This is a genomic window from Thalassotalea sp. G2M2-11 (assembly GCF_017168195.1).
GTDB lineage: Bacteria > Pseudomonadota > Gammaproteobacteria > Enterobacterales > Alteromonadaceae > Thalassotalea_E.
This window is the reverse complement of sequence record NZ_JADNYL010000001.1, coordinates 228,781-240,618: the sequence shown is the minus strand read 5'-3', so window position 1 is coordinate 240,618 and position 11,838 is coordinate 228,781. Positions and strand designations below refer to the sequence as shown.

Here is an 11,838-nt window from a genome sequence, read left to right as displayed (position 1 = left end):
ATTGTTCTGGGTAAGAAAACGTATTCGAAAAAATTAATCTAGCGCTAATAAATACTTCACTAAGTTAATGTAATCTTCAACAAAGTTTTCTTTATCTAAATCGTGGGTATGGATCATATACTTACCGTTAACTACCACAGATGGCACGCTTTTCAAATCACCACTTCTCGATAACGTATCTTGATTAGTTTTCATTTGCTTGGCGGCATTGTTTATCGCTTCACTAGCCATCAAACGATCAAACTCAGCACCATCAGCACCATTTAGTACAAACACATTTCGCACATCTTTTTGCGAAGTAAACACACCACGATGTACATGAATATATTTAAAAATTGCAGCAATATGGCTCTCAGTATTTTCCATATTATTGGCAACCACCAAAGCTTTAGTTAGCATTCCTTGCATTTTTTTTGAAGCACCAGGCAGAAAGTCCACGTGGTTTTTTACCAATTGAGCTTCTGCTGGCAGCGCTTTTTTAACGAGATCGATTAAACCCTCAAAGCGATAACAATGAGGACAATAAAATGAAAAGTATTCACGTACTTCAGGCGCATTAACGGCAATCTCTTTAACTTTTACATAATGCTTACCTTCTTGGTAATCTGTACTGCTGGCGATAAACGGCATTAATAGTAACGCTACGATACCAATCACTTTTTTCATTGAATGTTCCTATGATTAATTGTTTGTTTTAAGGCATTAATGTTAACGGCGCTTGTTGTAAAGCAGACACTTGTTCTTTTAACATCAATACCTGTTCTTCCCAATATTTTGCCGTATTAAACCAAGGAAAGCTATGCGTAAATGCGGGATCTTGCCAGCGTTTACACAACCATGCCATATAGTTCACTACTCGCATAGCTCGCAATGGTTCGATTAGTGCAAATTCTCTGGTATCAAAGGTACAAAACTCTTCATAGCCTTGCAACAATGTATCTAACTGCAACGTTTGCTGCTGACGATCGCCTGAGAGCATCATCCACAAATCCTGAATGGCAGGCCCCATTCGACTATCATCTAAATCGACAAAATGCGGCCCATCATCCGTCCATAAAATGTTACCCGCATGACAGTCACCATGAAGCCTAATCGCCGATTGCGGCTGATATTGCTGCTGAGTAAGGTCAATTACTTGATCAAGAATGGTAAAAAATGGCGTTGTTAAATAATCAGGAATAAAACCAGACTGAACAATAATGTCGCGTGCCTGTATTAATGATTCATCGGTACTATAGCTCGGACGATAATTGAACACTTGTTGACGTGAAACCGCATGAATTCTGCCGATAAACCGGCCCATCCACTCAAGCTGATCTAAGTTATCAACCTCAAAAATGCGCCCCCCTTTACAAGGATAAATGGCAAATGGATAGCCTTCGTACTCAAATAGAGACTGGCCATTAAATAGTAAAGGGGCAACAACAGGTAACTCATGATCCTGCAATTCCAATGAAAAATCGTGCTCTTCTTGTATCTGTTTAACAGACCAACGATGTGGACGATAAAACTTCGTCACATATTTTATCCGCTGTTCATCATGAAACTGATACACTCGGTTTTCATAACTGTTTAGTGCCAATAGACCGCTATCAACTTGTAAGCCAACACTTTCGATCCCATCGATAATTAAATCGGGTGATAACGAAGTAAAATCAAATACTGACATTAGAGATTAATTCACCTTAACGCTTATTAAAAAAACGTGTTTCATGCGCTAAAGAGATATCATCTTCGTCAGAAATAAGTTCGACAACAAAGGTAATGTCAGTCATATAACCATCCAATTCATAAGGGTCTACTGAAATACTCATCGGCAAAGTATAAACCGAAGCCGCTTTGACAAAAACTTCTTGCTCACCGTGCCATTTGGTATTTTCAATACCACGCACCGATAAACGATAACGATTATCGGTTTGCGATTTATTGAGAATCTTCAAGGTATAAACATTTTCAATTTCACCATTGAAGTTTTCTTTCGCTAATTCAGTGCGATCACGAATAATATCAAGTGATACAGGGGCACGATTAACAACTTCCATGGCTAACAGTCCAGTCATCACTAACAATACCGCAGCATAACCGACTAATTTAGAACGTAACAGATGAACTTTTTTTCCTGCTAATTCATGCTCAGTTGTATAGCGAATAAGTCCTTTTTCATAGTTCATTCGCTCCATTACACCATCACAAGCATCTACACATGCACCACAATTAATACACTCGTATTGCAAACCATTACGAATATCGATGCCGGTTGGGCAAACCTGTACACATAAGTTGCAATCAATGCAATCTCCTAAGCCCATGGCTTTAGGATCTTGTTTTCTTGAACGAGGACCTCTATTTTCCCCTCGATTATGGTCATAAGAAACGGTAATAGTGTCTTTATCAAACATCGCAGACTGAAAGCGTGCATAAGGGCACATATGCAAACACATAATTTCACGCATCCAACCGGCATTGCCATAGGTACAAAAAGCAAAAAACCATACGTTTGCCGCAACCGCAAAAGAGGCATTAAAGGTAAAAAAGTCTATAAACACTTCTTTTACCGGCACAAAATACCCCACAAAGGTCAATGCCGTTAATACTGAAAACATGAGCCAACAAAAATGCTTCAGTGACTTTCGCCAAAACTTATTCACTGTAAGCGGTTGACTATCAAGTTTTTTTCGTTGGTTGGCACTGCCTTCTATTTTTTCTTCAAACCAAATAAAAATAAAGGTCCACACCGTTTGCGGACATAAGTACCCACACCAAACTCGGCCTAAAAAAGTAGTGACGAAAAATAATAGAAATGCACTTAAGATAAACAGCCAGGCTAACAAGGTTAAATCTTGAGGCCACAAGGTTAGCCCCCACAAAGTAAAGCGCTGTTCGGCAATATCAAACAGAATCGCCTGATGGCCATTAAACTGTAGCCATGGCAGTATGGCAAATAAAGCTAAAAAGAAAAAATTCATCTTTCGACGTAATTGTTGAAAAAAGCCAGTTACTTTACGTACGTAAATTTGATCCCTTGGCTTATATTGCTCCGCCTGTTTAGGCTGATGAATTTTGATATTTTTAATTGGGATTTGAGCTTTATGGTTGTCTTGTTTTGAGTTCACAACTGTTCCTAACCGGTGAATTTCAGATAACTATGTTTGTATCGGCGATAAATTAACGGTATCTTGATACATTAAGTAAAATGATACTATGGCGACATCAATTTTGGTCGCACTTATAATAACTTAACATTATACGAAATCACATGAAGAATTTATTGATCTTAATCGTTGCAATTGCACTATTTTTACACTTTTACCCTCAGCCTGAGTTGACTGAGTGGTATGAAGAACAAAAAACTTGGGTATTATCTGAATTTTCTGATGCAACAGATACTAAAGTCAGATTAAACCCAAGCAAGATATATCGTGATTTAGAGTCAAAATTTGCGCAATTTAATGAAAACGAGCAAGGGTATATTAAAGAAATTACCGCCTCTAGAGCGAATGTAAAAGAATTTTTTCAAAAATATTGTGCTGATAAACAAGTCAGTTCACCAGTTTTGCATCAAAGTAATCAAAAAGTCGTGTGTGACGCTATATCACCTTATCAGTCACTATTTTAAAACATTGACTGCAAAAAGAGCGCAAGCGCATACAAGTATGCGCTTTTTTTATGCCGACAATTGCGATAAAAGTTCACTAAACTGTTCAGCGCTTTGATTTTCATGCACATGCTTACCGGCTTGTACCACCCATTGACCATTAACCATCACATCGGCAACTAGATTCGACTGACTAGCGAACACCACACTGTCAAGCAAATGTTGTTCACTATGGGCAAAGAGCTTTAACTTATCTTCATCTAGCACTAATAAATCAGCTTGTTTGCCAATCGCTAACTCACCAGTGTTACTATGAGTACTTAACGCGCCGCCACGGGCAGCACGTTGCCATAAATTTTTACCTACGGATAAAGTATTAGTATCCGCTAACACTGCGCGCTGCTGCTTAGTTAAACGTTGAGCGTATTCTAACCAGCGTAACTCCTCAATAGGATCAACTGAAATATGGCTATCTGAGCCAATAGCAAAATTGCCTTTTTCTGCTAAATATTCGGCGGTAGGAAATACCCCATCCCCTAAGTTAGCTTCTGTTGTTGGGCAAATACCAGCAATTGCCCCTGACTGAGCTAAGCCTTGTCGTTCTGCTTCGTTTATATGGGTCGCATGTATCAAACACCAGTGCGGATCTAAAGTAAAGTTATCTAATAACCACTGTACCGGGCGCTTGCCATAATGTGCTAAACAATCATCCACTTCCTTTTGCTGCTCTGCAATATGAATATGTATCGGCGCACACTCATCAATTCCTCGTATATGATTTACAGCCGAATTTAACGAGGGTAAGTCAACCGCACGTAATGAATGGGGCGCTATGCCGACATTGGTGTTGCGATAGTTTTGGCTTAACTGTACGCATTCTGTCACTAGTTGATTGAACTGTTCAGTTGTATTGATAAAACGCTTTTGCCCCTCAGTCGCAGGTAACGGGCCAAAACCACTGAAACGGTATAACACAGGCAATAAGGTTAAACCAATGCCAGATGTATCGCCCGCTTCAAATATTGCTTTGGCCATCGCTGACAAATCATCATGATTGTTACCATCTAAGGCATGATGCAAATAATGAAATTCCGCCACTCGAGTATAACCCATTTTCAGCATTTCAATATATAACTGAGTGGCAATTATTTGCGCATGTTCCACCGTCAATTGGCGCAAAAATTTATACATGATCGTTCGCCAGGTCCAAAAGCTGTCTTGCCCTTCGCTCCCTTGCTCACTGAAACCAGCAAACGCCCGTTGAAAAGCATGAGAATGGCAATTCACCATCCCTGGGATCACGGTACCAACATCCACATCGGCGTTGACATTACCCGATTCAATCTCGCTAATAATGCCGTTGTCTATGGTTAACGTTTGATTTTTATGCCAACCATCGGCAAGTAAAATACGCTGTGCATATAATTTCATCACTTCACTCACTGTTTCTGTATCATTTATGATTGACTAAAATCGATCAAACATTGAACAAGGGCTTTTAATTTGGGTATCACTTGATTCGCTTTTTGTTCATTGTATTCATTTGTTGGTTCATTCATGTAGGTGATTTGCGATAACTCCAATTGCAAGGCATGAATATTATTTTCCGGCTCTCCGTAATGGCGGGTAATAAAGCCTCCTTTAAAGCGCCCATTACTCACCATAGTGTATGGCGAATAGTCAATACTTTTAACCTGTGCAAGTAAGTCCTCACTACAGCTGTTACCATCGGCATTACCGAAATTAAAATCAGGCAGTTGTCCGTCGAAAAATCGTGGTACATGAGACAGAATCGAATGAGCTTCTAACAATACCGCCTTACCATGGTGTTGTTTAATTTCATCTAAGGTTGAACGGATCGTTTGGTGATAAGGTTGCCAATATTGAACAATACGCTGAGTGATTTCTTGCTCATCAGGTTGCTTTCCCGGTAGATAAAGTTCACTCAGATCAAATGCGGTAGTGGGACAAAGCTCGGTTGAGTTAGCACCAGGATATAAGTCAACACCATTTGGATCCCTATTAAGATCTATCACATAGCGATTGTATTTAGGCATTAATATGTATGCCCCCATCGCGATGGCAAACTGATAAAGCCTGTCTTTATACCAGTCAGTATCTGGCACTTCCTGCGCAGATGACGTCATTCTCTGGGCGATATCATCCGGTATGGCCTGACCGTTATGCGGCATACTGATCAACAATGGTACATTACCTTTAATTAACTGATAACTATCTCCCATGCTCTCACCCTTAATTGTATATACAAGTTACTCATAATTTATCATGGTTCGACTATTTCGCCAATATCTTTTAGCCAATCGCACTTTGCCTGATATCAAATATCAGAAAAATAACATTTGTAGGAATTAGTGTTATCGCATAAGGTTAGTAATCATTACCTATAAGTTAAAACTACTGACAAATGCCGCTGAAATTCCTTCACTTACTGCTACTGATTATTTATGTGATAGTCGCATTGGTGAAACCTTTATCGGCAGCAGAATCTAAATCGCCATTTCCTGAGATCGATCAAAATAGGGTGATACGTATAGCCTTACCCGATCAAGCCAGTTTAGCGGCAGCATCACCAGAGCCCTTCGGTCGCCTCGTTAATTTTTTGAAAGAATATTGGCAAATTTGGGCAATAGATCACCAGCTTGAAGTGCAATTTCTGTATATGCCGACAGAAGCGGCACTTGAACAATTAAAACAACAACAACTCGATATTGTCGCTTTAAATATTTTTGAGAGAGATAAGAAACTATTATACAGCCTACCTTATGGCATGTTTAAACAAAGTATTTTCCGCAACATCAATAAAAACCCCAGTAGTGGTAAAAATATTGCAATTCATGCTGAGGAAAATAAAGTGCTCGACTTTCTTTCCCCTCACATTGAGCGCTTTTATTATAAAGATGCAGATCAGCTGTTAGCGAAATACCAACAATATGATGCCATTTATTCCACCCGCCCCTGGCTAATGACCAGTAAGTTAAAGCAACATGGTATTGATGATCAGTTTTATATTAATCAATCAGAAATTCCACAGATAAAGCTTTATTTCTCCACTCGCAAAAATGATCGGGCCTTGATGGAGTTGATCAATAACAGTATCCGAGCAGTAAAACCTGCACAAGCCAAGCTTTGGAGTGAAAAGTATGCCCTTACTAACCACTCAAATATTAGCTTAACCATGGGGAAATATTTACAAAACATCTCAGCTGAAGAAAAACAATACCTGCTTGATCATAATGAAATACACTATCCGGTCAGCAAAGACGGTCGGCCACCGTTAATCATTACTCGTAGCTTTGCCCATATTACCGAAAGAGGCTTCACTGTTGATTTAATTAAATTTGTTGCTGAAAAAATAGGTATCACTTTCAACCCTATTTATGTGGAAAATGAACAAGCATTTCAACAGCAAATCACAGAGAAAAACGCGCAGCTGGTAATCAACTTTGAGCACCACCCAAGCACAGAATTAATCCCCAGTATCCCCTATTTTACCATTCGCTATAATTTAATTTATGATCCTAGGCTCACTAGTGTTGACCAACTAGAGCATATCGAAGCACTGAATATCGCAGCGGTAAAAAATCGCAATGCCACTGAGCGATTGAAACAAATGTTTCCAAAAGCAACCATTAAAGTGTTTGACACCACTACATTAGCAATCAAAGCGGTTGCCGATGGCAAAGCTCACGTATTTATCGGCAGTTCATTGATCACTTCTTATTTAATCAAACAACTGCGTTACGCAAATTTAACTTCACGTCCTTACCCGCCGTTTAATAAAGATGAAAGCTTAGTATTTGCTGCGCCAAAACAACATGCACTGTTAATCTCGTTAATCAATAAGGCAATTAATACCTTACCAACCAACCAATTCGATGCCATGTACAACAAATGGAGCCAATCTGCCTTTCCAGTGACGAATGTTGAAGAACAAATTGCTGATGCCTACCGCCAAGCCAGTTATGTTTTTTTAACGATTGCCTTAATCGCGCTGATTGCTTTCTGGGTTTACTATCGTCAATTACAAGTGAGAAAAATAGCGCAAAAAAAAGTAGAGCATGCCTTGGCTCTTGCTGAGTCTGCGCGACAAGAAGCCGAAACATCTGCACAAGCTAAAATTACTTTTCTCACTCGAATGAGTCATGAGATTCGTACCCCCATGAACGGGGTGCTAGGCATGACAGAGGCACTTAATTACACCAAACTAGACAAAGAACAAGCGGAATTACTCGAAACGCTTGAAGGCTCAGCACGGCACTTATTAGCGTTACTTAATGATGTACTGGACTTTTCCAAAATGGATGCTGGCAAAATGTCCTTAGAATCAATGCCAGTTAATATCCATCTATTGGCAAAAAACGTTATAAAAAGCTTTCAACATATCGAAACGAGTAACGATATAAAATTAAAGTTGTTTATAGATGACACGATTAATCATCGTTATTACACCGATCCAACACGTTTAAACCAAGTATTGAGTAACCTAATCAGTAATGCCGTTAAGTTTACCGAACACGGTACTATCACCTTAGCCATAAAAAAATGCGCCGCTCCTGCTCAGGCAAAATGCAATGATGTTGACCACATTAACATCAGCGTCAGCGATACTGGCATTGGTATTTCAACAGAGAATCAAAAACGATTATTTACTCCCTTTATTCAAGCCGACAGTGATATCACCCGTAAATTTGGCGGCACAGGATTAGGGTTAAGTATTTGTCAGGAAATTGTCAGTGCGATAGGCGGCGAAATCACCATAGATTCAAGTCCTAATCAAGGCAGCAAGTTTTCATTTACACTGCCTCTAAAACGGGCTGAAATCGTTGATAAAACAGAAGACAGACGAAAAAACAGTCGCCATATCAACGATAAAACCGACAACCGCTTTGCCAATATTCGGGTATTGATTGCAGAAGATAATTTAGTCAATGTCAAAGTGTTAACCGCGCAATTGTCGCGTCTAAATATCGACGCTGATGTGGCGTATGACGGGCTTGAAGCTCTAGCGTTACACGAGCAATCTCCTTATGACATCATTATATCGGATTGCCATATGCCAAACATGGATGGTTTTGAATTAGCCAAAGCAATACTTAAACAACAAACACGCCCTATCTGGTTAATTGCAGTCACGGCCGATGCACTCAGTGGAGCTGCTGAAAATTGCATGGCAGCTGGCTTTAATGACTACATGGCTAAACCCTGCCCGCAAGAAGAAATCACCAACAAAATGAATCATGCCTATCGTATGTTGCAAGCCCAAAAAACACAACTTAACCACTTAGAACATTAGTACTTTTCTACTATCGTTCCAGAACAACATTCAATAGATGATAGCTATTACCTATTGAATAGATAAGAAATAACGATTATACCAATTTAAAGTTTTTCATCATAATAGTCATCAGTTAATCATTCATTACAGCAACACAAGGACTTTTTATGTTAGAGAATAAAGAAGGTCAAACCGTACCAAATGTTAAGTTTACTTTAAGAGCAAACGACCAATGGCAAGTGCGTACTAGTGAAGATATTTTCACTGACAAAACTGTTATTGTCTTTGCTTTACCAGGTGCTTTTACACCAACGTGTTCATCAACGCATCTGCCGCGCTACAACGAGTTGGCACAAACGTTTTACCAACAAGGGGTTGATGAAATCATTTGTTTGTCTGTTAATGATACATTTGTGATGAATGCATGGGCACAAGATCAACACGCTGAGCACATTAGCTTTTTGCCTGACGGTAATGGTGAGTTTTCACAAGCCATGGGCATGTTAGTGGATAAAGCTGAACTTGGCTTCGGTAAACGCAGCTGGCGATATGCCATGTTAGTAAAAAATGGCGTGATAGAGAAAATGTTCATCGAGCCAGAAGTTGAAGGCGACCCATTTGAAGTATCAGATGCCGATACCATGCTAGCATACATTAATCCAGAGGCGGCACAAACAGAGAAAATATCGATGTTTACAAAACCTAATTGCCCCTACTGTCAAAAAGCGAAAACCTTATTAGCAGAGCAAGGGCTGGCATTTGTGGAAATTGAAGTTGGACAATCGGTGTCACTTGCAGCATTAAAGGCTGTCACAAATGCCGACACTGTCCCGCAAGTGTTTATTGATGGTCAGCATATCGGTGGAAGTGAAGCATTAGCAAGCTACTTTAGCTAATGCCAGCATTTGAGGGAGTTATCCCAACTCCCTCATCACTCAAAACACAAGCTCAACAGCTAACTTTTTATTAAATTTTTTAATGAGATCACCTGTTCAGTAAGTGCAGCCACTTGCTGCTCTAACTGCGACACTCGACTGGTTAACTCACTAGTGTTGTCACATGCTTCTTCAACGCTCAAGGCCGCAGTTGATTGTACAAACGGCTCTTGATCACATGCTTCCTGGTCAGTAAAAAGATGTACATACCGTGACTCACGTTTACCGGGTTCTCGGGCGAGTTTTTTTACTAAGCTTTGTCCGTTAAAATCTTGCAGCTGTAATAAGGTATCTTCTACAGCATTAACATCTCTAAATTCGGCTAAGCGTTGAGTTCTATTTCTTAACTCTCCGGGAGTTTGAGCGCCACGTAATAACAGCACACAAATAATTGCTCGCTGCTGTGCAGTAAATTGCAGATCACCAAACTCAGTATTACAAAAACGATGAATATATTTGGGCACTCGACTCGATGCTTGGCGATCTTCCATCAATTGCTGCATATTGATCAATTCATCGACGCCATTTTGCACATCGGATTCAGATAATGACATCACAGGTTCACGGTTACTTTTTTGGTTACAAGCCGTCATGATACCGTGTAAAGATAATGGATATTGCTCTGGTGTTGTTGTTTCTTTTTCAAGCATTGCGCCGATGACCCGACACTGAATAGGCGAAAAAACAAGCATAGTTAATCTTCCTGAAAATTACGATGGTTAAGTTATACCAAGCAAGCTGATAATTTGCCATTGTAGTGCTCGCAAACACTGTATTCTTCACACAAAAATAGCAAGGTAATTATGTCGTAATTTATCGAAAAATTGTCGTCTTTCTGCTAGCAGAACTAGGCACTTTGTTCCATGCTGAATCATCAGCATAGTACTGATAAAACATATACTTATAAAAATAAACACAAGGATATCCACCATGAAATTTTCGAGTAAATTTCTACTATCCATTTTTGCTACCCTAGCATTTTCAGCAAATGCAATAAAACCAGCATTAGACGTGAATGTAGACGTAGAAACATTGACCAACGGTGATGTAAACGCAACCCTCACCATCACCAATAACCATAAAGGCCAACAAAAAGTACTGAGTTGGTACACAGACTTAGCCGAAGAACATATTTTTCACATCACACGCGATGGTGTCGAAGTGCAATATATGGGCCCTCATTACAAACGCCCAGCGCCGACAGAAAATGACTATATTAAATTAAAATCAGGTCAATCTTTGACAAAAACCTTTGAGTTAACCGCTAATTACGACATGAGTGAAGCCGGTCAATATGACATTACATATGATGTAAAATCATTACATTTATATTCAAACCCTGGTCAGCTAAAAAAAGCCGAGCGACTTAACCTTGCCTCATTAACATCAAACACTGCATCTGTTTATTTAGAAGGCCTGTTAACAAAAGGTGGAACGAACAAAGGTAAACCAGACGGAGGCGGTTCCAGTGATTGTATCGACGGTACCTGTTTCACTGGTCGTTGTTCTAACAGCCAACAAACAGAAATTATCAGTGCATTAGCTGCTGCAGATAGCATTGCCAATAATGCGGTAAGTTATTTGAACAGCCATTCAGCCAGCAATGTCACTACACGTTATACCACCTGGTTTGGTAATGCGACATCAGCACGCTTTAATACTGCCAAAGCAAACTTTGAAGCCATTGATGACGCTATTGACAATCAACCGGTTACTTTCGATTGTAGCTGTAAAAAAACGTACTTTGCCTATGTCTATCCAAGCCAACCTTATAAAGTGTATTTATGTCGTGCATTTTGGAATGCTAATGAATTAGGTACCGATTCTCGCGCTGGTACTATTATCCATGAACTAAGCCATTTCAATGTAGTTGCCGGTACAGATGATGTTGTTTATGGTCAAAGTGGCGCAAAAAGTTTAGCCATTTCAGATCCTGATCAAGCACTAAATAATGCAGACAGTCATGAATACTTTGCTGAAAACACGCCAAACTTAAACTAGCGAAAAATGGT

The 11,838-nt window shown here is 39.6% G+C and carries 10 protein-coding genes; 4 read left to right on the top strand and 6 right to left on the bottom strand.

From position 1 onward, the window contains the following. Positions 1–33: 33 nt before the first annotated feature. Genes IV514_RS01020 through ccoG form a run of 3 tightly spaced genes read right to left on the bottom strand, consistent with a single transcriptional unit; the run spans position 34 to position 3,113 of the window. Positions 34–666 carry a thiol:disulfide interchange protein DsbA/DsbL gene (locus IV514_RS01020; protein WP_206483060.1) on the bottom strand — a complete coding sequence of 211 codons (633 nt, stop codon included), beginning with the start codon at positions 664–666 and terminating at the stop codon, positions 34–36. A 28-nt stretch (positions 667–694) separates the two neighbouring features. After that, positions 695–1,669: a serine/threonine protein kinase gene (locus tag IV514_RS01015; RefSeq protein ID WP_206483059.1), complete on the bottom strand. Its 975-nt coding sequence runs from the start codon at positions 1,667–1,669 to the stop codon at positions 695–697. 16 nt (positions 1,670–1,685) lie between these two features. After that, the gene (gene ccoG / locus IV514_RS01010) at positions 1,686–3,113 is read right to left on the bottom strand and encodes a cytochrome c oxidase accessory protein CcoG (protein ID WP_206483058.1); all 1,428 of its coding nucleotides are present in this window, start codon (positions 3,111–3,113) and stop codon (positions 1,686–1,688) included. Between the two features lie 143 nt (positions 3,114–3,256). On the opposite strand from ccoG, the gene IV514_RS01005 reads away from it, so the two are divergent. After that, positions 3,257–3,616, top strand: a complete 360-nt coding sequence (locus IV514_RS01005; RefSeq protein ID WP_206483057.1) for a hypothetical protein — start codon at positions 3,257–3,259, stop codon at positions 3,614–3,616. A 48-nt stretch (positions 3,617–3,664) separates the two neighbouring features. Here the strand turns inward: IV514_RS01005 and IV514_RS01000 are convergent, their stop codons facing one another. Together IV514_RS01000 and hutG are read right to left on the bottom strand one after the other, a co-directional pair. Then, positions 3,665–5,026, bottom strand: a complete 1,362-nt coding sequence (locus IV514_RS01000) for a formimidoylglutamate deiminase (RefSeq protein ID WP_206483056.1) — start codon at positions 5,024–5,026, stop codon at positions 3,665–3,667. Positions 5,027–5,052: 26 nt separating this feature from the next. After that, positions 5,053–5,838 (bottom strand): N-formylglutamate deformylase, encoded by a 786-nt coding sequence (gene hutG, locus IV514_RS00995; protein WP_206483055.1) that lies wholly within the window; start codon positions 5,836–5,838, stop codon positions 5,053–5,055. 239 nt (positions 5,839–6,077) lie between these two features. Between hutG and IV514_RS00990 the strand changes: the two genes are divergently transcribed. Then, entirely contained in the window at positions 6,078–8,909 is a 2,832-nt protein-coding gene (locus tag IV514_RS00990) for an ATP-binding protein (RefSeq protein WP_206483054.1), read from the top strand. Positions 8,910–9,058: 149 nt separating this feature from the next. Continuing rightward, on the top strand, positions 9,059–9,787 hold the full coding sequence (locus IV514_RS00985) for a glutathione peroxidase (protein WP_206483053.1): 729 nt from the start codon (positions 9,059–9,061) through the stop codon (positions 9,785–9,787). 59 nt (positions 9,788–9,846) lie between these two features. On the opposite strand, the gene IV514_RS00980 is transcribed toward IV514_RS00985, so the two are convergent. Next, the gene (locus IV514_RS00980; protein WP_206483052.1) at positions 9,847–10,518 is read right to left on the bottom strand and encodes a DUF480 domain-containing protein; all 672 of its coding nucleotides are present in this window, start codon (positions 10,516–10,518) and stop codon (positions 9,847–9,849) included. A gap of 238 nt (positions 10,519–10,756) precedes the next feature. Between IV514_RS00980 and IV514_RS00975 the strand changes: the two genes are divergently transcribed. After that, entirely contained in the window at positions 10,757–11,827 is a 1,071-nt protein-coding gene (locus IV514_RS00975; RefSeq protein ID WP_206483051.1) for a M35 family metallo-endopeptidase, read from the top strand. Positions 11,828–11,838 lie beyond the last annotated feature (11 nt).

What these genes read in the sequence shown, in the direction of transcription:
- IV514_RS00985 (WP_206483053.1), top strand. Translation starts at nt 9,059, where the DNA reads ATGTTAGAGAATAAAGAAGGTCAAACCGTACCAAATGTTAAGTTTACT.
- IV514_RS00980 (WP_206483052.1), bottom strand. Translation starts at nt 10,518, where the DNA reads ATGCTTGTTTTTTCGCCTATTCAGTGTCGGGTCATCGGCGCAATGCTT.
- hutG (WP_206483055.1), bottom strand. Translation starts at nt 5,838, where the DNA reads ATGGGAGATAGTTATCAGTTAATTAAAGGTAATGTACCATTGTTGATC.
- IV514_RS01020 (WP_206483060.1), bottom strand. Translation starts at nt 666, where the DNA reads ATGAAAAAAGTGATTGGTATCGTAGCGTTACTATTAATGCCGTTTATC.
- IV514_RS01005 (WP_206483057.1), top strand. Translation starts at nt 3,257, where the DNA reads ATGAAGAATTTATTGATCTTAATCGTTGCAATTGCACTATTTTTACAC.
- IV514_RS01000 (WP_206483056.1), bottom strand. Translation starts at nt 5,026, where the DNA reads ATGAAATTATATGCACAGCGTATTTTACTTGCCGATGGTTGGCATAAA.
- IV514_RS00975 (WP_206483051.1), top strand. Translation starts at nt 10,757, where the DNA reads ATGAAATTTTCGAGTAAATTTCTACTATCCATTTTTGCTACCCTAGCA.
- IV514_RS01015 (WP_206483059.1), bottom strand. Translation starts at nt 1,669, where the DNA reads ATGTCAGTATTTGATTTTACTTCGTTATCACCCGATTTAATTATCGAT.